Genomic DNA, 20,647 nt, shown 5'->3' with positions numbered 1-20,647 from the left:
AAGAGGTGCCCATGCAGCTTCTAACCCTACCGCCCTCGCCCGCCCTTGCGACCTCGATCCGCGCCACGGCCCAGGTCTTCGAAGACCCGAAATCCCAGGCGCTGCTCGACCACATCCAGCAAGTGGCACCCAGCGAAGCCAGCGTGCTGATCATCGGCGAAACCGGGACCGGTAAAGAGCTGGTGGCGCGCCACATTCATAATCTCAGTGCGCGGCGCAACCGGCCGTTCGTGGCGGTAAACTGCGGCGCGTTCTCTGAATCCCTGGTGGAGGCTGAACTGTTCGGCCATGAAAAAGGTGCCTTTACCGGCGCCCTCAGCGCCAAGGCCGGCTGGTTCGAAGAGGCCGATGGCGGCACGTTGTTCCTCGATGAAATCGGTGATTTGCCGATGGCCATCCAGGTCAAATTGCTACGCGTCCTACAGGAACGCGAAGTCGTGCGCCTGGGTTCGCGCAAGAGCATTCCCATTGATGTGCGCGTACTGGCTGCCACCAACGTGCAGCTGGAGAAAGCCATCAACGCCGGGCATTTTCGCGAAGACCTCTACTACCGGCTCGATGTGGTCAGCCTGGAACTCAGCCCGCTGCGCGAACGCCCCGGCGATATCCTGCCGCTGACCCGACACTTTATCGAGGCGTACAGCCGGCGCCTGGGCTACGGCCCGATCACCATCAGCCGCGAAGCCGAACAAAAGCTCAAGAGTTACAGTTGGCCGGGCAATATCCGCGAGCTGGAAAACGTCATCCACCACACCCTGCTGATTTGCCGTAACGGCGTGATCGAACGGGATGATCTACGCCTGTCGAACATGCGCATCGAGCGCCAGGACGACAGCCAGCACGGCACCGACAACAGTGCCGAAGCCCTGCTCGCGCGCGCCTTCCAGAAGCTCTTCGAAGAACAGGCCGGCGCCCTGCATGAGAAGGTCGAAGACGCCCTGCTGCGGGCCGCTTACCGTTTCAGCCACTACAATCAGGTGCACACCGCCAACCTGCTGGGCCTGAGCCGCAACGTCACGCGCACGCGCCTGATCAAGATCGGCGAATTGGCGGTCAACAAACGGCGGCCGGGGGAAAACGTGCAAGGTGAACGGATGCTGCATTTATCCATATAGTCGGCAGTGCAATGCATTGTCGTGACTGCGCTCAAAACTGCGCAGCACCTGGAACGAACCAAAGGTCACCGCCGTGGCCTGATGGGCGCGAAGCAGCGTCCAGAAATCTTCCTCGCCCTGCTCAAAACGCTTGAACGCGGCCTCGCCGTCCTCGCGGGACGCCCATTGCAGGTAATTGAGCACCCGCCGTCCGTCATCGCTGACCTGTACGCTCGCACTGAGGAAACCGTCATGGCCCTCGGCCAAACGCTCACTCTGGACGGACAGGGCCGCCACCAGGGCAACGTGTTGCTGGGGCTCGATATGGAACTCGATCAACTGAGTGAAGCTGCGATTTTTCTCTGATACCTGCATGAACACTCCCCTTTCTCTGTAGGCAGAATCTTGCGATTCAATGCCACGCAGGGTAAAACCTCCAGTTAAGTCAAGGTCAAGCGCTTAATCGGAGTTTTTCATGATTACCAAGGAACTCACCGTCGGCCAACTGGCCGCCCGCAGTGGGGTGGCCGTCACGGCCCTGCATTTCTATGAAACCAAGGGGCTGATCCACAGCAATCGTAACGCGGGCAATCAACGGCGTTATCCACGGGATGTATTGCGCCGGGTGGTGGTGATCAAAATCGCTCAGCGCCTGGGCATTCCGCTGGCGACGATTGGCGAAGCGTTACAGACGCTGCCAAATGGCCGCACACCCACCGCCAAGGACTGGGAGCGTTTGTCGGCACTTTGGCGCGAAGACCTGGATGAGCGCATCAACAAGATGATGCTGCTGCGCGACAAGCTCAACGGCTGCATCGGCTGCGGCTGCTTATCGTTGGAGGCATGCCCGCTGCGCAATCAGGATGACCTGCTCGGTGAGCGCGGCCCCGGCGCGCAGTTGCTCGAACCGACTTAAGGGCACGTGAAGCGCCGTGGGGCGAAGTAAAAACACATTCAATACGCACCCGAAACATTTTCTTTCATTTCCGGGTTAGGGATTTCTCATTCTCATCCGTCTTAACTTAGATACAGCCTGTCGCGTCAGCAAAAGCTACGACTGGCCATTTCCGGGCCTCCCTCGCCCCCCTCCGATCAAGACCCTCATTCACATGTCGAAGAAGTCACGCTCCAAACTCTGGTTTCTCGTACATAGCTGGCTGGCGTTGCCCATCTGGTTCTTTGTACTGATCGTCTGCGTCACCGGCACCCTGGCGGTGGTCAGTCAGGAAATCGTCTGGCTGGCCAACCCGGATATCCGGGCGAGCAAGCCGTCGTCTGATGCCGAAATGCTGAGCTACGATCAACTGCTCGGCGCGATCAAACACTCCGACCCCCAAGTGATCGTCAGCTCCATTACTCGACCGGATGAGTCCCACTTTGCCCTGACCGTCAACCTCAACTACCCCGACGGCCGTTCGGTAGAGGCCTACGTCAACCCCTACACCGGAGCGGTCCAGGGCATCAGCCCTTCCTTTGACTTCCCCCAATTCACCCGAGCCCTGCACGGCTGGTGGCTGGTGCCGTTTACCAACGGATTCAGCTGGGGCTGGTACCTGGTGTCGCTGCTGGGCCTGCCACTGCTGGCGTCGTTGATCACCGGGCTGGTGGTGTACAAGCGTTTCTGGAAAGGTTTTTTCAAGCCGACCCTGCGGTTCCGCCACGGCGCTCGGATTTTCTGGGGCGACTTCCATCGCCTGAGCGGCATCTGGTCAATCTGGTTCATTGCCGTAATCTCCATCACCGGGACCTGGTTCCTGATCCAGGCGATCCTCTTCGATAACCAGATTTCGATTTCGAGCGAGCCGGTGGTGCCGGTGATTGCACGGGAGAAAGTGCCAATGTCCGCTCCCGGCGTGCCAGCGCCCATGATTGCCCTGGACGAAGCGATCGAAATCGCGACCCAACGCATCCCCGGTCTGGATGCCAGCTTCGTGCGACTGCCGCTCAATGCCTACAGCCACTTGCAAATCGGCGGACGCGGCTGGTATCCGCTGATGTACCAGACCGCCCAACTCAACCCCTATAACGGCGAAATCGCGGTCTCGCACCTCCTGTCCGACCGTACCGCGCTTGAGTTCGTCACCGAATCCATGCGCCCGCTGCACACCGGCGACTTTGGCGGGCTGTGGATCAAGCTGATCTGGGCGTTCTTCGGCCTGGTGCTGAGCATGATGGTCTTGAGCGGCTTGCTGATCTGGACCAAGCGCACGGCCCTGGCCACCCTCAATGCCCTCAGGCGCGAGGCCAAGACCCAGCGCAAGTCTGTTTCCACCCCGGCCTTGCAGGCTGAAACCTCGGAGAGCCACTGATGAGCAAGGTCGCAGCGACACCGCCGACACCCCTGCGGGCTTTCTGGCTGAAATGGCGTTTCCATATCAATGTGCTGCTATTGCTGGTGCCCCTGGGCTTCATGCCCAAGTATTTTGCCGACGCCGCGCTGTTTCGCGGTGACACAGGTATCGGCGAGCGGGTGGCCGGCGAGGTGAAGGTCGGCCCCTGGAGCCTGACCCTTGCCGAATTCCGCAATGAAGGCCCCAGACCGGACCCGGCCGGCCCAATGAAATTCTTCAACGCTGCCCTGTGCGACACCTGCGCCGACCAGGTCAAGGCCACTTACCTGCGCATCGGCAAGCCACGCAGCCTGCGGGCGGCCGGGGTGATCTTTTTCGGCACACCGTACCGCATGGGCGCCGCCCTGCCTGTCCCGGAACGCACGCCAGCCGACGCCGAGCTGTGGGTCACCATGGAAGGCTGGGACGGCACGATGCACCAGGGTTCCATCCCGCTGAGCCAGGCCTCGCCTGCCACCATCGCCTGGCTGAACAAGCAAGGAGTCAAACCATGATGATCAAGCACCTGTCCCGCGCTGCGCTGTTGCTGTGCGCGGGTTTCAGTACCGTGGCGCTGGCCCACAACCCGATGTGCGAATGCAAGGAAATCCCCGGCGAGCAGATCCAGTGCAAGGGCGGTTTTTCCGACGGCAGCGGCGCCCCCGGCGTGACCCTGGATGTGATCGGCTACGACGAGACCATCCTGGTACCGGGCAAGCTCGGCCAGGACTCGACCCTGACCTTCAAAAAGCCATCCGCCGAGTTCTACGTGCTGTTTGACGCAGGCCCCGGCCATGTCGTCGAAATCGACCAAGCGGATATCCAGCCCCAATGAGTACGACACAGGTTGTACGCCCCGCCGGTGCTGGTCACGAAACCCTCTATGTTCTACTGCTGTGCCTGATCATCCTCGCGGTGGCCGGCACGGTGGTGGCGCTGCACGGCGAATCCCAGGAAGTCGCCGCCGTACCCAGCCACCAACTGGACGCCCGCCGCGACCTGAACGCCGCCGAACAAGGCATCTACGCCGACCTGCGGGTGACCCTGGATGAAATCCACCTGCTGCAGCAGGAACAAAGCGCCCTGCCGACGCCTGAGCAATTGGCCGAAGAAGGCTTCGCGCCGTTCGCCCAGGATGCCAGTTCGGTCAGCCGCGGCGATCACCGCTGGCAGTTACTCGCGCCTGCGGCCTACTTCGGCTTGAGCCAGGCGCCGACCACCAGCGGTTCACTGCTGATGCGCGTTCAGGGCACCGAGCCGGACATCTGGCTCAATCGCCGCGTCGACCTGGCCGCCCCCTCCGACCTCACTGACCAGGCGCTGATCGCAGCCGGCTGGCAGCAAGTGGTTGCGCAATTCGACGCCGGCGTTACCCGCCAGCACCGTCACTGAACGAGAAGACCGATTGCCCATGTCTATTTCATCCCCCCTGTTGCGCCTGTTGCTGGTCAGTCTGCTGAGCCTGATGCTCGCCCCGCTGGCCAATGCCGAGGCGGCTAAACGCCTGCGTATCGGCATCACCCTGCATCCTTATTACAGCTACGTGGCCAATATCGTCGGCGACAAGGCCGACGTGGTGCCGCTGATTCCCGCCGGTTTCAACCCCCATGCCTACGAGCCGCGTGCCGAAGACATCAAGCGCATTGGCACCCTGGACGTGATCGTGCTCAATGGCGTCGGTCATGATGACTTCGCCGACCGCATGATCGCCACCAGCGAGCGCCCGGACATTACGGTGATCGAAGCCAACGCCAACGTGCCATTGCTGGCCGCCACCGGCAATGCCGCGCGCGGTGCGGGCAAGGTGGTCAACCCGCACACCTTCCTGTCGATCAGCGCCTCGATTGCCCAGGTCAACAACATCGCCCGTGAGCTGGGCAAGCTCGACCCGGACAACGCCAAGGCCTACACCCAGAACGCCCGTGCCTATGGCAAACGCCTGCGCCAGATGCGCGCCGACGCCCTCGCCAAATTGACCAGCGCGCCCAACCCGGACCTGCGCGTTGCCACGGTGCATGCGGCCTACGACTACCTGCTGCGTGAATTTGGCCTGGAAGTCACCGCCGTGGTCGAGCCCGCCCACGGCATTGAGCCCAGCCCCAGCCAGCTGAAGAAGACCATCGACGAACTGCGCGCCCTGGATGTGAAAGTGATCTTCTCGGAGATGGATTTCCCGTCCACCTACGTCGACACCATCCAGCGTGAATCCGGGGTCAAGCTCTACCCGCTTTCACACATTTCCTACGGCGAATACAGCGCCGATAAGTACGAAGTGGAGATGACCGGCAACCTCAACACTGTGGTCCGGGCGATTCAGGAGTCGGGCACATGACGGCGGCAGAACAGCTAAGGGTCGCCAACGTCGGCCCGACACTCGACTTCGACAACGTGTCACTGACCCTGGGCCGCACCGTGATCCTCGACGGCGTGAGTTTTCAGGTACAACCGGGCAGCATCCATGCGCTGGTCGGCCCCAATGGCGGCGGCAAAAGCTCGCTGATCAAGACTCTCCTGGGGCAAACCCCGCACCAAGGGCGCTTGAGTCTGGCGTGGCCGACAACGCCAGGCACCATCGGCTATGTGCCTCAGGCGCTGGAATTCGACCGGGGCTTGCCGATGACCGTGGATGACTTCATGGCCGCGATGTGCCAGCGGCGCCCGGCGTTTCTGGGTTTGTCCAAACATTACGCCGCTGCGATTGGCGAGGCCCTGGAACGGGTTGGCATGCAGGATAAACGCAAGCGGCGCATGGGCGCGCTGTCCGGCGGTGAACGCCAGCGCGTGCTGCTGGCCCAGGGCCTGATTCCGGCGCCGCAGTTGCTGGTACTGGATGAGCCGATGTCGGCGCTCGATGAAGCCGGTATCCAGGTGTTTGAGCGACTGCTCAATGACTGGCGCCTGGCCGGGATCACCGTGCTGTGGATCGAGCACGACCTGGAAGCCGTTGGCCGCCTGGCCGACCGCGTCACCGGCCTGAACCGCCGCGTGCTGTTTGATGCCACCCCCAAAGAGGCACTGACCCCGGACCGCCTGCTGACCCTGTTTTCCACCCACCCTCGGAGCCCGGCGCAATGAGTTATGAAGCGTTTCGCCTGATGGTCCAGGGCTGGGCCTCATCCGGTTATCTACCCGAAGCATTGGCCTATGGTTTTGTGGTCAACGCCCTGCTCGCCGGTTTGCTGATCGGCCCGGTGCTCGGCGGCCTGGGCACGCTGGTGGTGGTCAAGCGCTTTGCGTTTTTCTCCGAAGCAGTTGGCCATGCCGCGTTGACCGGCGTCGCCGTGGGCATCCTGCTCGGCGAACCCTACACCGGTCCCTACGGCAGCCTGTTTGGTTACTGCCTGCTGTTCGGCATCCTGCTCAATTACCTGCGCAACCGCACCGGCCTGGCGCCGGACACCCTGATCGGCGTATTCCTGTCGGTGTCCCTGGCGTTGGGCGCGAGCCTGCTGCTGATCCTGGCGGGCAAGATCAACGTGCACATCCTGGAAAACGTGCTGTTTGGTTCGGTGTTGACGGTCAACGGTAACGACCTGCTGGTGCTGGCGATTGTCGGCTCGCTGGTGATGGCCCTGGCGTTGCCGCTGTACAACCGCATCATGCTCGCCAGTTTCAACCCGCAACTGGCGGCAGTGCGCGGGGTAGCGGTGAAGACCCTGGACTACCTGTTCGTGATCCTGGTAACGCTGATCACCGTCGCGGCAGTCAAAGTCATCGGCGCGATCCTGGTCGGCGCCCTGCTGGTGATTCCCGCCGCCGCCGCACGCCTGTTGAGCCAGTCACTCAAAGGCTTCTTCTGGATCTCGGTAGTGATCGCCACCGTCAGCACCCTGTGCGGGATCCTGTTGCCGATCATCTTCGACCTGCCGATCCCCTCCGGTGCCGCGATCATCCTGATGGCCGGTATCGCCTTCGCCCTTGCCGCCATCGCGCGCGGCACCGTGCCCAGCCTCAAAGGGAACCTTGGATAATGCGCTCTGCTCTTCAACCTCTGGCCTTGACCATCGCCTGTTTAATCGCCCTGCCGCTGATGGCCGCCGAGGCAGTAAAACCGGCTGCCCATGCCGCCAGACCGGTCAAGGTGCTGGCCTCACTGCCCATCACTTACGGCCTGGCCGAGGTGCTGCTCAAGGGCACCGACGTGCAGCTTGAGCGCGCGGCCCCGGCCAACCTGCCAGGCTCGCGCCAGGTGTCGTACTTCACCGGCCGTGGCGCCCCCGCACTGAGCGCGCTGGCCCAGGACGCCGATGCCGCTATTGGCCTTCGCTCATTGTGGGCCGATGATCCGCTGTACCCCGTGGCACGGCGCAGCAACATCCGGATTGTCGAAGTCGATGCCGCTCGCCCGGTGGACGGCGGTTTGCCGGGGATCGCCGTGCAACCTGGCGTAGCCGATGGGCTGAACAGCCAGCCCTGGCAATCGAGCAACAATCTGGGGCGCATGGCCGACGTGCTATCGACCGACCTGAGCCGTCTGGCACCGAGCGCCAAGGCCAGGATCGACGCCAACCTGGCCGCGCTCAAGCAACGCCTGCTCAAGCTCACCGCCGACAGCGAAGCCCGATTGGCCAAGGCGGACAACCTGAGTGTGGTCAGTTTGAGCGATCACTTTGGGTATCTGGTCAGTAGCCTGAACCTGGAACTGGTTCGCACCGATGCACGGCCGGATGCCGATTGGACGCCTGAGGCGTTACAGGCACTCAGTGCCCAGTTGAAGGACAACGACGTGGCCGTGGTGCTGCACCATCGCCAGCCGAGTGAGGCGGTGAAAGCCGCCATCACGGCAGGTGGCTCGAAGCTGCTGGTGCTGAATGTCGACGGCGCCGACCCGGTGACTGAGTTGGAAACCAATGTGGATCAGGTGATCAAGACGCTGAGCTCATGACATCCACGCCCACATGAATCGCATCATGCCGCCAGAACTCCAGGTCGCAGTCGATCAACCGCTGGTGCTGGTCATAGTTGACCCGGGCAATCCTCAAGCCCGGGCTACCCACCGACACGCGCAATGCGGCGGCGGCTTCGATCGGCAGTGATGTCGGCACAATCTCGAAGCGCACCCGCCCGTAATGCAAGTCGTACTTGCGCGCATACAACTCAGTCATCGACTGATTCAGGTCACACTCAAGAATCCCCGGAAAATACTGCGGGTTCAGGTAGTGCTCCACGTACAACACCAAACGACCATCGATCCGCCGGTGCCGGCAGATCTGGATCACGCTGGACAAGGCCGGCAGTTGCAACCACGCACACACCGCCGCCGACGCCGGTTGCAGCCGCGCAGAAATCACTTCGGTGGAGGCCACGCGGCCCTGATCGTTGACCATTGCGTGAAAGTGGCTGCGCTGCATCAGGTTGTAGGCCAATCGCGGCGGGGACACGAACCAGCCACGGCGCTCCTCACGATAAATCTGCCCTTGGGCCTCCAGTTGTAACAAGGCTTCCCGCACGGTGATCCGGGTGGTACCAAACAACTCGCTGAGCTTACGCTCGGCGGGCAGTTTGCTGGCGGGCGGCAAAAGTCCATGATCGATCTGCTCTTGCAGCGCCAGGCCGATGGAGGTCACCGCCTTGATTGCCTCATCACGCATCAACGTTACCTTTCTGGACTAGACCAGCACCGTTCAGGTGCATAAAACACTGCGCAACCGGGCCCTTGCGACTGAGTGCCAGCGTAGGCATTGCAGATGACCGACAGATGACAGCTCGCCTGAAGTGTATGCCGCATGTCTTGCAATACATCGGCCAAGTCCCGAGCCTGCGGGCACTTGGGCATGGTCTACGCTCAGTCTGTGCTGAGCGACATCGACAGGTTAAAAACGACATCGACATGAAACTGTCATCCATCGAGCCTAGATTGGCTCAGGTATTGCTCTGACCTAGACCAACACCACCGCAAACGTTCATAAAAACGCAGCGTTGAAAACGCCCAAAGGAGCTTCGGATGAAACAGCTTTTCCTGGCATCACTGTTAGGCTCGACCATTGCCATGTGCACCGCCGCCATGGCCGCTGATACCGATCTAAAAACTCTCGAAGCCGCCGCGAAAGCGGAAGGCACCGTCAACAGCGTCGGCATGCCCGATGACTGGGCCAACTGGAAAGGCACCTGGGAAGACCTGGCCAAGACCTACGGCCTCAAGCACATCGACACCGATATGAGCTCGGCGCAGGAAATCGCCAAGTTCAAGGCCGAAAAAGACAATGCCAGCGCCGATATCGGCGACGTCGGCGCCGCGTTCGGCCCGATTGCGGTGAAGCAGGAAGTGACCCAGCCGTACAAACCGTCCACCTGGGCCTCGGTGCCGGATTGGGCAAAAGACAAGGATGGTCACTGGGCCCTGGCCTACACCGGCACCATCGCTTTTATCGTCAACAAGAAGCTGCTGCACGGTTCCGAAGTCCCCACCAGTTGGGCCGACCTGCAAACCGGCAAATACAAAGTATCTGTGGGTGACGTCAGCACCGCGGCGCAGGCGTCCAACGCCGTGCTGGCTGCCGCCATTGCCAACAAAGGCGATGAAAAGAACATCGCGCCAGGCCTGCAGTTCTTCACCAAGATCGCCCAGCAAGGTCGACTCGGCCTGTCCAACCCGACCATCGCCACCATGGAAAAAGGCGAAGTCGAAGTGGGCATCGTCTGGGACTTCAACGGCCTGAGCTACAAAGCCAAGATGGCCAACCCGGATGATTACGTGGTGCTGATCCCCTCGGACGGCTCGGTGAAATCCGGCTACACCACCATCATCAACAAATACGCCAAGCACCCGAACGCCGCCAAGCTGACCCGCGAGTACATTTTCAGCGACGCCGGCCAACTCAACCTGGCCAAGGGCAATGCGCGGCCGATCCGTGCGGAAACCGACCTGAAACTGCCGGCCGAGATCGCCAAGAACCTGATCCCGGGCGAACAGTACACCAAGGCCAACCCGCAACCGATCAAGGATGCCGATGCCTGGGAAGCAACTTCCAAGAAGCTGCCGCAACTGTGGAACGAGCAGGTCATCGTAGAGATGAAGTAAGCCGATCACCCACATTAGAGACACTGTGGAGATCCAATGTGGGAGGGGCTTGCCCCCTCCCACAGTTTTGACCTCGTTCCTCCAGGAAATGGAGTCAAGTCTATTGTTGCGGAGCGTCTCCCCCCCATGAAGCACAAAGTCATCCTTGTCGTGCTCGATGGCCTCAACTTCGAGGTCGCGAGGCACGCCATGGGGCACTTGCAGGCCTATGTCGGCGCAGGACGCGCAGCCCTCTACACGCTGGAATGTGAACTGCCCTCGCTGTCCCGCCCACTGTATGAATGCATCCTCACCGGCGTGCCACCGATCCAGAGCGGCATCGTGCACAACCAGGTCGCGCGCCTGTCGAACCAGCGCAGCATTTTCCATTACGCCACCGACGCCGGCCTGACCACCGCGGCGGCGGCTTACCATTGGGTCAGCGAGTTGTATAACCGCACGCCCTTTCTCGCGGCCCGCGATCGTCACACCGACGACAAGGCGCTGGCGATCCAGCACGGACATTTCTACTGGAATGACCATTACCCCGATTCCCACCTGTTCGCCGACGCCGAAAGCCTGCGACTCAAGCATTCGCCGGACTTCCTGCTGGTGCACCCGATGAACATCGACGACGCCGGCCACAAGCACGGCCTCGACAGCGCGCAATACCGCAACAGTGCGCGCTCGGCCGACATCATCCTGGCTGATTACCTGCAAGGCTGGATCGACGCCGGCTACCAGGTACTGGTAACCGCCGACCACGGCATGAACAACGACCGCTCCCACAACGGCCTGCTGCCGGAAGAACGGCAAGTGCCGCTGTTCGTCCTTGGCGACGCCTTCAGCCTGGACGCCAACGCTACGCCGAAACAGACCGACCTGTGCGGCACCGTCTGCGAACTGCTGGGCGTGCCCCACGACAAACCTGTATGCCGGGAGCTGTTGAAATGAGCCGAGGCAAATGGCTGGCCCTGCTATGCCTGGTGCCCTTCGCACTGTTCTTTATCGTGTTCGAGATCGCCCCGCTGGTGTGGGTACTGATCAACAGTTTGCAGACCGAAGAAGCCGGCTGGGGCCTGGAAAACTTCACCCGCATCTTCAGCTCGAAGTTCTACCGGCAAGCGATCCAGTTCAGCCTGGAGATCAGTTTCTACTCCAGCATTTTCGGCATCGTGATCGCCACCCTCGGCAGTTATTCGCTACGCCGCGTCGACGGGCCACTGCGCAATTTCGTCACCGCCTTTGCCAACATGACCAGCAACTTTGCCGGCGTGCCCCTGGCGTTCGCGTTCATCATTTTGCTCGGGTTCAACGGCAGCATCACGCTCATGCTCAAGCAGGCCGGGATCATTCAGGACTTCAACCTGTATTCCAAGACCGGGCTGATCATCCTCTACACCTACTTCCAGATCCCCCTCGGCGTGCTGTTGCTGTACCCGGCCTTCGATGCGCTGCGTGAAGACTGGCGCGAGTCGGCGGCCTTGCTCGGTGCGAATGGCTGGCAGTTCTGGCGGCATATCGGGTTGCCGGTGCTGACGCCTGCGCTGCTGGGCACCTTCGTGATCCTGCTGGCCAATGCCCTGGGCGCCTACGCCACGGTCTACGCCTTGACTACCGGCAATTTCAACGTGCTGCCGATCCGTATCGCAGGGCTGGTTTCCGGCGATGTGTCCCTGGATCCGAACATGGCCAGCGCCCTGGCCGTGGTGCTGGTGGCGCTGATGACCCTGGTCACGGTGGTCCATCAACTGCTGCTCAAGAGGAGCTACCATGTCTCGCGCTGAAGCCGGCCCGGCCTCCCTCTACCACCGTGTAGTGGTGTACCTGCTGTTTGCGATCCTGGTGTTGCCGCTGGTGGGCACCTTTGTCTACTCCATCGCCAGCAGCTGGTCGGCGACCATCCTGCCGGCTGGCTTCACTGTGAAGTGGTACGTGCAGTTGTGGAGCGACCCGCGCTTTCTGATGGCCTTCGGTCAATCGTTGCTGGTGTGCGTCGGCGCGTTGATCCTGTCGGTGGTGCTGATCCTGCCGTTGCTGTTCGTGGTGCATTACCACTTTCCCAAGCTCGACGCGTTGATGAACATCCTGATCCTGCTGCCCTTCGCGGTGCCGCCGGTGGTGTCATCGGTGGGCCTGCTGCAGCTCTACGGTTCCGGGCCGTTGGCGATGGTCGGCACGCCGTGGATTCTGATCGGCTGCTACTTCACCGTGGCGCTGCCGTTCATGTACCGGGCAATCACCAACAACCTGCAAGCCATCAACCTGCGCGACCTGATGGACGCCTCGCAACTGCTGGGTGCCAGCACTTGGCAGGCGGCAATCTTCGTGGTCCTGCCCAACTTGCGTAAAGGTCTGATGGTGGCGCTGTTGCTGTCGTTCTCGTTCCTGTTCGGTGAGTTCGTGTTCGCCAACATCCTGGTGGGCACCCGCTACGAAACCCTGCAGGTCTACCTCAACAACATGCGCAACAGCAGCGGCCACTTCACCAGTGCCGTCGTGATTTCCTATTTCTTCTTTGTGCTGGTGCTGACCTGGGCCGCCAATACCTTGAACAAGGACAAAAGCCAATGAGCTTCGTCAGCGTCCAACATTTGCAAAAGGGCTACGCCGGCACCCCGGTGTTCAGTGATATCAACTGCGAAATTGCCAAGGGCGAGTTCGTCACACTGCTCGGTCCGTCCGGGTGCGGCAAGTCGACCCTGTTGCGCTGCATCGCCGGCCTGACCTCGGTGGACAGTGGGAAAATTCTGCTCGATGGCCAGGACATCGTCCCGCTGAGCCCGCAGAAAAGAAACATCGGCATGGTGTTCCAGAGCTATGCGCTGTTCCCCAACATGACCGTGGAACAGAACGTCGCCTTCGGCCTGCGCATGCAAAAGGTCAACGCCGACGACAGCCACAAGCGCGTGCAGGAAGTCCTGCAACTGGTGGAGCTCAAGGACCTGGCCGGGCGTTACCCGCACCAGATGTCGGGCGGCCAGTGCCAGCGCGTGGCCCTTGCCCGTTCGCTGGTCACACGCCCGCGCCTGTTGCTGCTGGACGAACCGCTGTCGGCGCTGGACGCACGGATTCGCAAGCACCTGCGTGAGCAGATCCGTCAGATCCAGCGCGAGCTGGGGCTGACCACGATTTTCGTGACCCATGACCAGGAAGAAGCCCTGACCATGTCCGACCGCATCTTCCTGATGAACCAGGGCAAGATTGTGCAGAGCGGCGATGCCGAGACCCTCTATACGGCGCCGATCGACGTGTTCGCCGCCGGTTTTATCGGCAACTACAACCTGCTGGATGCCGATAAGGCCAGTCAGTTGCTGCAACGCCCGATCAGCGGGCGCATCGCAATTCGCCCCGAGGCCATCGAGCTGAGCCGCAGCGGCGAGCTGGATGCACTGGTGCGCAGCCACAGCCTGCTGGGCAACGTCATCCGCTACCGCATCGAAGCCCGTGGCGTGGAATTGGTGGTGGACGTGCTCAACCGCTCGGCCGACGATTTGCACCCGGACGGCCAGCGCCTGGCACTTTCCATCGACCCCAGTGCGCTGTGTGAAGTAGCCTGATGCAACGATTTACAAAGAGAGCGTGACGGATGGCATTGGTAATTTTTGATCTGGACGAGACCTTGATCCACGGCGACTGCGCCACCTTGTGGAGCGAGCAGATGGGCCGCCTGGGCTGGGTCGACCCGGAGTCGTTCATGCGCAAGAACAATGAACTGATGGAGGCCTACAGCCAGGGCAAGCTGCGCATGGAGGACTTCATGGACTTCAGCCTGGAGCCGATGATCGGCCGTACCCAGGAAGAGATTGATCACCTGGTCGGGCCGTGGGTGGAGGACGTGATTGAACCGTTGATCTACAGCGACGCCACCAAGACCATCGCCAGGCACCGAGCCAACGGCGACCGGATTCTGGTGATCTCGGCATCGGGCACCCATCTGGTGAAACCGATTGCCGCGCGCATCGGTATCGATGAGGTACTGGGCATTGAGCTGGACGTCAGCCATGGCGTGTACAGCGGCCATACCGTCGGTGTATTGACCTATCGCGAAGGCAAGATCACGCGGTTGCTGGAGTGGTTGGAGCAGGAAGGTGAAACGCTGGAGGGGGCCTATTTTTATTCGGATTCGCGCAATGATCTACCGTTGCTGCTCAAGGTGGACCACCCGCAGGTGGTGAATCCGGACCCGGTGTTGCGCGAGCATGCTGAAAAGGCAGGTTGGCCGATCCACCATTGGGTCTGACTCAACTGAGATCCAAATGTGGGAGGGGGCTTTCCCCCGATCGCGGTTCGTCAGATGAAACATTCTTCACTGAAACACCGTCATCGGGGGCAAGCCCCCTCCTACATTGACCCTATTCCAATCCGGGATCAGGCCAGGCTTTCGTCAATTACCAGCACCAGTTTCCCGGCGATCTGGTTAGTCGCCAACTCGGCAAACGCGGCCTCGGCATCCTTGATCGGGTACGTCTTGGCCAATTGCGGGCTCAGTCGCCCGTCACCAAACAGTGGCCACACATGCTGGCTCAGATCACTGAACAGGTCAGCCTTGAACTGATCACTGCGGCTGCGCAAGGTCGATCCGAGCAGTTGCACCCGCTTGCCCAGCACCTGCGCCAAATCGATCTGCGCCTCGCGGCCGCCCATCAAACCGATCAACACCCAGCGTCCATCCAGCGCCAGCAGCTTGAGGTCCAGCGCCGCATAGTTGCCACCCACCGGGTCGAGGATCACATCGAACGGCCCGAAGTCGCGCAGCCCTTCGATCCCGTCGGTACGGACCACGCCGCCCTGGGCGCCCAGTTCCTCGCAATAAGCCAGGCGCTCCGCCGAGCCAACGCTGACCCAGCACGGGCTGCCAAACGCCTTGCACAGCTGGATGGCCGCCGAGCCCACGCCACTGGCACCGGCATGCAGCAGCACTTTCTCGCCGGGCTTGAGGCCTGCCAGCTGGAACAGATTGAGCCAGGCGGTGCTGTACACCTCGGGCAAGGCCGCCGCTTCAATCAACGACAAACCTTCCGGCACCGGTAGCACGTGGCGCGCATCCACCACCACTTCTTCGGCCATGCCACCCCCGGCGAGCAGGGCACAGACGCGATCACCCACTTGCCACGAAGAACCTGGCCCCACTTCGCTGATCACGCCGGAACATTCCAGGCCCAGCACAGCGCTGGCGCCAGGCGGCGGCGGATAGAGTCCGGCACGCTGTAATAAATCGGCGCGATTAAGACCCGCAGCCGCCACGCGAATGCGAACTTGGCCTACGTCACATGTAGGACTTGGTTCGTCCAACCACTCCACATGACCTTCAACGCCTTGCAATGCTTTCACAGTGCCTCCATAGTGAGTCTGGACTGAGCCCGTAGCAGTAGCGCCGGGCTTTTTGCATTATGCGACCGGCCCCTATGGAACCGGCAACTTCAAAGACGGCCTAATATGCGTTATCAATTGCCCCCGCGTCGAATCAGCATGAAGCATCTGTTCCCCAGCACCGCCCTCGCTCTTTTCATTGGTCTCGGCTTCACGTCGATGTCGACCAATACGTTCGCAGCCAACAGCTGGGACAACCTTCAACCGGATCGCGACGAGGTGATTGCCAGCCTTAACGTGGTCGAGTTGCTCAAGCGCCATCACTACAGCAAGCCGCCGCTGGACGACGCTCGCTCGGTGATCATCTACGACAGCTACCTCAAGCTGCTGGATCCGTCGCGCAGCTACTTCCTGGCCAGCGATATCGCTGAGTTCGACAAGTGGAAGATGCAGTTCGACGACTTCCTCAAGAGCGGCGACCTGCAGCCCGGCTTCACCATCTACAAGCGTTACCTGGACCGCGTCAAAGCGCGTCTGGACTTCGCCTTGGCTGAGCTGAACAAAGGTACCGACAAACTCGACTTCACCCAGAAGGAAACCCTTCTGGTGGACCGTAAGGACGCGCCTTGGCTGACCAGCACCGCCGCCCTCGACGACCTGTGGCGCAAACGCGTCAAGGACGAAGTGCTGCGCCTGAAGATCGCCGGCAAAGACCCCAAGGCCATTCAGGAGCTGTTGACCAAGCGCTACAAGAATCAACTGGCGCGTCTGGACCAGACCCGTGCCGAAGATATCTTCCAGGCCTACATCAACACCTTCGCAATGTCCTACGACCCGCACACCAATTATCTGTCGCCAGATAACGCGGAAAATTTCGATATCAATATGAGTCTGTCGTTGGAAGGCATCGGTGCCGTCCTGCAAAGCGACAATGACCAAGTGAAGATCGTGCGTCTGGTGCCGGCCGGTCCGGCAGACAAGACCAAGCAGGTCGCTCCGGCGGACAAGATCATCGGTGTGGCCCAGGCCGACAAAGAGATGGTCGATGTGGTCGGCTGGCGCCTGGACGAAGTGGTCAAGCTGATCCGCGGGCCGAAAGGCAGCGTGGTGCGCCTGGAAGTGATTCCGCACACCAATGCGCCAAACGACCAGACCAGCAAGATCGTGTCCATCACCCGTGAAGCGGTGAAACTCGAAGACCAGGCCGTGCAGAAGAAAGTCCTCAACCTCAAGCAGGATGGCAAGGACTACAAACTGGGCGTCATCGAAATCCCGGCCTTCTACCTCGACTTCAAAGCCTTCCGAGCTGGCGATCCGGACTACAAGTCCACCACCCGCGACGTGAAGAAAATCCTCACGGAACTGCAGAAAGAAAAAGTCGACGGCGTGGTTATCGACCTGCGCAACAACGGCGGCGGTTCCCTGCAGGAAGCCACCGAGCTGACCAGTCTGTTCATCGACAAAGGTCCGACCGTGTTGGTGCGCAATGCTGACGGCCGTGTCGACGTGCTCGAAGACGAGAACCCGGGCGCCTTCTACAAAGGTCCGATGGCGTTGCTGGTCAACCGCCTCTCGGCCTCGGCTTCGGAGATTTTCGCCGGCGCCATGCAGGACTATCACCGTGCGCTGATCATCGGCGGCCAGACCTTCGGCAAAGGCACCGTGCAGACGATCCAGCCGCTGAACCATGGCGAACTCAAGCTGACGCTGGCCAAGTTCTACCGGGTTTCCGGGCAGAGCACCCAGCACCAGGGCGTACTGCCGGACATCGATTTCCCGTCGATCATCGACACCAAGGAAATCGGCGAAAGCGCCCTGCCGGAAGCCATGCCGTGGGACACCATCCGTCCTGCGATCAAGCCTGCTTCGGATCCATTCAAGCCGTTCCTCACGCAGTTGAAGGCTGACCACGACACCCGCTCCGCCAAGGATGCCGAGTTCGTGTTTATCCGCGACAAGCTGGCCCTGGCCAAGAAGTTGATGGAAGAAAAAACCGTCAGCCTCAACGAAGTGGACCGTCGCGCGCAGCACAGCGATATCGAAAACAAGCAACTTGTGCTGGAAAACGTCCGCCGCAAGGCCAAGGGCGAAGAACCACTCAAGGAGCTGAAGAAAGAAGACGAAGACGCGCTGCCGACCGAAGCGGATAAAACCAAACCGGAAGACGACGCTTACCTGGCCGAGACAGGCCGGATCCTGCTGGACTACCTGAAAATCACCAAACAGGTGGCCAAGCAGTAAATGATGGCGATTTAATGTGATCGCTCTCCGGAGTGTCATCATATAGACATCATTCTGTCGTGAAATGAAGGACCGCAGGCTCATCGCCTGCGGTCCTTTTTTTTCGATCGAGATCGCCATGACCATGACCGAACAGCTGAATGCATTGGGCTCTATCCTGGCTCAACGCAGTTTGCACAGCCTGTTCCAACCGATCATCTGCCTGTCTGAACGGCGCATCCTCGGCTACGAAGCCCTTAGCCGCGGGCCGTCCAACAGCCCGCTGCACTCCCCCGTCGCCCTGTTCTCGGTGGCCGGCCAGGCCGGGCGCCTCAGCGAATTGGAAATGGCCTGCCGCGAAAGCGCATGCCGCCGCTTCAGTGATCAAAAGCTGCCGGGCAAGCTGTTCCTGAATATCTCGCCAGAATCCTTGATGGAAACGGCGCACCAACCGGGACGCACCCTGCAACTGCTGCGCGACTTCGGTATTGCGCCGAGCCAAGTGGTGATCGAACTCACCGAGCAAACCCCCACCGACGATTTCGACCTACTGCAAACCGCCCTGCACCATTACCGCAACATGGGCTTTTCAATCGCTCTGGATGATCTGGGTGCCGGCTATTCCAGCCTGCGCTTGTGGTCGGAGCTGCGCCCGGACTACGTGAAGATCGACCGGCACTTTATCGACGGTATCCACCAGGATGCGCTCAAGCGCGAGTTTGTCGGCTCGATCCTGCAAATCGCCAGGGCGTCCCGTGCCCAAGTCATCGCCGAAGGTATCGAACTGCCGGAAGAACTGGCGGTGTTAACGGAGATGGGTGTCGATCTGGTCCAGGGTTACCTGCTCTGCCGCCCACAAGAACAACCGCCGCAGGAAGCACGGCTGATGCTGCCCAAACCGGACCAATCCACGGTGGTGCTCAACGATGAAGGCAGCGACCTCAGCGCCCTCCTCAACGAGCAACCAGCGGTGGACCAGGACACCGCCACGGCCAAGGTGCTGGAGGCATTCCGCCGCCAGGCCAACCTTAATTCCCTGGCGGTGCTGGATGAGCGCGGACACCCCGTGGGTATCGTCCACCGGCATTCGCTATCCGACGCGCTGCTCAAGCCGTTTGCCACCGATCTCTTCGCCCGCAAACCCATCAGCCGCTTGATGAGCACCGATTTTCTGGCGGTTGAGCTGAGCCAGTCACTGCAGCAGGTCAGCCGTTTGCTGACCAGCCGCGCACGGCAACGCATCGAAGAAGACTTCATCATCACGCTCAATGCCGATTACCTGGGCCTGGGTCGGGTGATCGATGTGCTCAAGTTGATCACCGAACTGAAGATCCAGCAGGCCCGCTACGCCAACCCGCTGACCCTGCTGCCCGGCAACGTACCGATCCAGCAGTGCCTCACGCGGCTGTTGCAGCAACAGCGTGAATCAGTGATCTGTTACGTGGATATCGACAGCTTCAAACCGTTCAATGACATCTACGGCTATGGCCGTGGGGACGAGGTGTTGCTGTGCCTGGCGCAGTGCCTGAACGACCGGGTCGACCCGAGCCGCGACTTTGTCGGGCATATCGGCGGCGATGACTTTTTGCTGGTGCTCGGGCCACAGGACTGGCGCAAGCGGCTCAACCAGTTGCTGGATGACTTCCACACCCAATGCCGGCGTTTCTACCGCGCGGAGCATCTGGACGCCGGTTGTTTCGTGGCACTGAACCGTCAGGGCGTGCGCCAGGAGTTTGCGCTGCTGTCGTTGTCGATTGGGGTGGTGCATTTGTATCCACAGGCCTGTGGACAACTCGATGCCAGCCAGTTGGCGGAATTGGCGTCGCAGGCCAAGCACCATGCCAAGGATGTGGCCGGTTACAGCATCCATGTGATCGACAGCATGGACGTGCTGCCCCAGGCGCTCTAAGCCTCGGCAGACTCCGGGTACTCGTATTCAAACACCCGCACCACTTCAGAGGCGTGCCAGGACGCAGCGGCCACGCCATCGGAGGGTCCGCTGAAGCGCCCAAGGCGCTCCACGCACTCAAAGAAACCGGTACGCGGCAGGCGGCTGGCGCCCTGGCTGATCACCAGGGAGCTGCGCAGCGGTTGCTCGGCCTTGGCGTCCAACGCGGCCAGATGCTCCAGGGCTGCGGCCAGGGTTTGCATCGCCGGCGTCGGAAATTGCAGGCGCTCCAGCAGCGCGCGGTAGGTCAACAGATGGCGCTGGCGGCGCGCCTGGTCCAGTTCGTTAAGCAACCCATCCCAGTGTTGACGACTGATACGTAGGCTCAAGATTCATCCCTCCAACCTGCAACGCCCAATTCCCAAGCCAGGCTGCGGCGGATCGCGGCATCCGGCTGGCGTTCACCACTTTCGATCAATCCGAGATACGACGGGCTGATGCCCACGGTGCGGGCCAGGGTTTCAATGGCCAGCCCCTTGGCTTCACGCAAGCCGCGTAGGTCTGCGAGCGCACGCAAGTCCTGGTCAGGTGCGGCTTGGACAGTAGGAGGAGGAGTCGGTGAAGGTTGTTGCTGACCGGCAGCTTTTAGCAGCGCCTGGTACTGATCCCATGGCAACACCGCGTATTCCGGTTCGCCATCGCGTGAAATTATCTGAATATCCATGACTGCCCCGTAGGATAACTGCACTTACTGAGTAAGTTCTTTCCTTAGGAGTGTAATCCTAACAGCCACAAAGGTCGC

General features: G+C 61.0%; 23 protein-coding genes. 18 read left to right on the top strand and 5 right to left on the bottom strand.

Annotated features, from left to right (window positions below):
• Window positions 1-11: 11 nt before the first annotated feature.
• Complete coding sequence (locus DNK50_RS13090; RefSeq protein WP_099584471.1) at window positions 12-1,115, top strand: sigma-54-dependent Fis family transcriptional regulator; 1,104 nt, start codon at window positions 12-14, stop codon at window positions 1,113-1,115.
• On the opposite strand, the gene DNK50_RS13085 is transcribed toward DNK50_RS13090, so the two are convergent.
• The gene (locus tag DNK50_RS13085) at window positions 1,104-1,469 is read right to left on the bottom strand and encodes an antibiotic biosynthesis monooxygenase (RefSeq protein ID WP_099584470.1); all 366 of its coding nucleotides are present in this window, start codon (window positions 1,467-1,469) and stop codon (window positions 1,104-1,106) included. The genes DNK50_RS13090 and DNK50_RS13085 overlap by 12 nt on opposite strands.
• A gap of 100 nt (window positions 1,470-1,569) precedes the next feature.
• Here DNK50_RS13085 and soxR point away from each other — a divergent pair, with 100 nt between their 5' ends.
• The 9 genes from soxR (at window position 1,570) to DNK50_RS13040 (ending at window position 8,309) form a co-directional block, all read left to right on the top strand.
• Entirely contained in the window at window positions 1,570-2,010 is a 441-nt protein-coding gene (gene soxR, locus DNK50_RS13080; protein ID WP_112194403.1) for a redox-sensitive transcriptional activator SoxR, read from the top strand.
• Window positions 2,011-2,203: 193 nt separating this feature from the next.
• Window positions 2,204-3,403 carry a PepSY domain-containing protein gene (locus DNK50_RS13075; RefSeq protein WP_112194401.1) on the top strand — a complete coding sequence of 400 codons (1,200 nt, stop codon included), beginning with the start codon at window positions 2,204-2,206 and terminating at the stop codon, window positions 3,401-3,403.
• Window positions 3,403-3,939, top strand: a complete 537-nt coding sequence (locus DNK50_RS13070) for a thiamine pyrophosphate-binding protein (RefSeq protein WP_099584467.1) — start codon at window positions 3,403-3,405, stop codon at window positions 3,937-3,939. Before DNK50_RS13075 ends, DNK50_RS13070 begins: the two co-directional genes overlap by 1 nt.
• Complete coding sequence (locus tag DNK50_RS13065; protein ID WP_099584466.1) at window positions 3,936-4,259, top strand: hypothetical protein; 324 nt, start codon at window positions 3,936-3,938, stop codon at window positions 4,257-4,259. The genes DNK50_RS13070 and DNK50_RS13065 overlap by 4 nt, the downstream gene beginning before the upstream one ends.
• Window positions 4,256-4,816, top strand: a complete 561-nt coding sequence (locus tag DNK50_RS13060; RefSeq protein ID WP_099584465.1) for a DUF6162 family protein — start codon at window positions 4,256-4,258, stop codon at window positions 4,814-4,816. Before DNK50_RS13065 ends, DNK50_RS13060 begins: the two co-directional genes overlap by 4 nt.
• A 19-nt stretch (window positions 4,817-4,835) precedes the next feature.
• Window positions 4,836-5,756: a metal ABC transporter substrate-binding protein gene (locus tag DNK50_RS13055; protein WP_112194399.1), complete on the top strand. Its 921-nt coding sequence runs from the start codon at window positions 4,836-4,838 to the stop codon at window positions 5,754-5,756.
• A complete protein-coding gene (locus DNK50_RS13050; RefSeq protein WP_112194397.1) occupies window positions 5,753-6,499 on the top strand; it encodes a metal ABC transporter ATP-binding protein in 747 nt (248 codons plus the stop codon). Before DNK50_RS13055 ends, DNK50_RS13050 begins: the two co-directional genes overlap by 4 nt.
• Window positions 6,496-7,395 (top strand): metal ABC transporter permease, encoded by a 900-nt coding sequence (locus DNK50_RS13045; protein ID WP_099584462.1) that lies wholly within the window; start codon window positions 6,496-6,498, stop codon window positions 7,393-7,395. The genes DNK50_RS13050 and DNK50_RS13045 overlap by 4 nt, the downstream gene beginning before the upstream one ends.
• Window positions 7,395-8,309, top strand: coding sequence for a metal ABC transporter solute-binding protein, Zn/Mn family (locus tag DNK50_RS13040; RefSeq protein WP_099584461.1), 915 nt, complete (start codon window positions 7,395-7,397; stop codon window positions 8,307-8,309). Before DNK50_RS13045 ends, DNK50_RS13040 begins: the two co-directional genes overlap by 1 nt.
• Here DNK50_RS13040 and DNK50_RS13035 read toward each other — a convergent pair.
• Window positions 8,290-9,015 carry a UTRA domain-containing protein gene (locus DNK50_RS13035; RefSeq protein WP_099584460.1) on the bottom strand — a complete coding sequence of 242 codons (726 nt, stop codon included), beginning with the start codon at window positions 9,013-9,015 and terminating at the stop codon, window positions 8,290-8,292. The genes DNK50_RS13040 and DNK50_RS13035 overlap by 20 nt on opposite strands.
• A gap of 353 nt (window positions 9,016-9,368) precedes the next feature.
• On the opposite strand from DNK50_RS13035, the gene DNK50_RS13030 reads away from it, so the two are divergent.
• The 6 genes from DNK50_RS13030 (at window position 9,369) to DNK50_RS13005 (ending at window position 14,667) form a co-directional block, all read left to right on the top strand.
• Window positions 9,369-10,445: an ABC transporter substrate-binding protein gene (locus DNK50_RS13030; RefSeq protein WP_112194395.1), complete on the top strand. Its 1,077-nt coding sequence runs from the start codon at window positions 9,369-9,371 to the stop codon at window positions 10,443-10,445.
• Between the two features lie 126 nt (window positions 10,446-10,571).
• On the top strand, window positions 10,572-11,378 hold the full coding sequence (locus tag DNK50_RS13025; RefSeq protein ID WP_112194394.1) for an alkaline phosphatase family protein: 807 nt from the start codon (window positions 10,572-10,574) through the stop codon (window positions 11,376-11,378).
• Window positions 11,375-12,211 carry an ABC transporter permease subunit gene (locus DNK50_RS13020; RefSeq protein ID WP_112194392.1) on the top strand — a complete coding sequence of 279 codons (837 nt, stop codon included), beginning with the start codon at window positions 11,375-11,377 and terminating at the stop codon, window positions 12,209-12,211. The genes DNK50_RS13025 and DNK50_RS13020 overlap by 4 nt, the downstream gene beginning before the upstream one ends.
• Window positions 12,198-12,998: an ABC transporter permease gene (locus DNK50_RS13015; RefSeq protein ID WP_099584457.1), complete on the top strand. Its 801-nt coding sequence runs from the start codon at window positions 12,198-12,200 to the stop codon at window positions 12,996-12,998. The genes DNK50_RS13020 and DNK50_RS13015 overlap by 14 nt, the downstream gene beginning before the upstream one ends.
• The gene (locus DNK50_RS13010; protein WP_099584456.1) at window positions 12,995-13,984 is read left to right on the top strand and encodes an ABC transporter ATP-binding protein; all 990 of its coding nucleotides are present in this window, start codon (window positions 12,995-12,997) and stop codon (window positions 13,982-13,984) included. The genes DNK50_RS13015 and DNK50_RS13010 overlap by 4 nt, the downstream gene beginning before the upstream one ends.
• Window positions 13,985-14,013: 29 nt before the next feature.
• Window positions 14,014-14,667 (top strand): HAD family phosphatase, encoded by a 654-nt coding sequence (locus DNK50_RS13005; RefSeq protein ID WP_112194390.1) that lies wholly within the window; start codon window positions 14,014-14,016, stop codon window positions 14,665-14,667.
• A gap of 128 nt (window positions 14,668-14,795) precedes the next feature.
• Here the strand turns inward: DNK50_RS13005 and DNK50_RS13000 are convergent, their stop codons facing one another.
• Complete coding sequence (locus tag DNK50_RS13000) at window positions 14,796-15,758, bottom strand: zinc-binding dehydrogenase (RefSeq protein ID WP_112194388.1); 963 nt, start codon at window positions 15,756-15,758, stop codon at window positions 14,796-14,798.
• A 138-nt stretch (window positions 15,759-15,896) separates the two neighbouring features.
• On the opposite strand from DNK50_RS13000, the gene DNK50_RS12995 reads away from it, so the two are divergent.
• A complete protein-coding gene (locus DNK50_RS12995) occupies window positions 15,897-17,978 on the top strand; it encodes a carboxy terminal-processing peptidase (protein WP_177411518.1) in 2,082 nt (693 codons plus the stop codon).
• Between the two features lie 118 nt (window positions 17,979-18,096).
• A complete protein-coding gene (locus tag DNK50_RS12990) occupies window positions 18,097-19,866 on the top strand; it encodes a bifunctional diguanylate cyclase/phosphodiesterase (protein ID WP_112196933.1) in 1,770 nt (589 codons plus the stop codon).
• Here the strand turns inward: DNK50_RS12990 and DNK50_RS12985 are convergent.
• The gene (locus tag DNK50_RS12985) at window positions 19,863-20,234 is read right to left on the bottom strand and encodes a hypothetical protein (protein ID WP_005786715.1); all 372 of its coding nucleotides are present in this window, start codon (window positions 20,232-20,234) and stop codon (window positions 19,863-19,865) included. The genes DNK50_RS12990 and DNK50_RS12985 overlap by 4 nt on opposite strands.
• On the bottom strand, window positions 20,231-20,569 hold the full coding sequence (locus DNK50_RS12980) for a helix-turn-helix transcriptional regulator (protein WP_099584452.1): 339 nt from the start codon (window positions 20,567-20,569) through the stop codon (window positions 20,231-20,233). Before DNK50_RS12980 ends, DNK50_RS12985 begins: the two co-directional genes overlap by 4 nt.
• Window positions 20,570-20,647 lie beyond the last annotated feature (78 nt).

Source organism: Pseudomonas sp. LG1E9 (assembly GCF_003290225.1).
Taxonomy (GTDB): Bacteria; Pseudomonadota; Gammaproteobacteria; order Pseudomonadales; family Pseudomonadaceae; genus Aquipseudomonas; species Aquipseudomonas cyclaminis.
The sequence above is the reverse complement of the archived record's forward strand: the minus strand, read 5'-3'. Positions and strand labels throughout refer to the sequence as shown.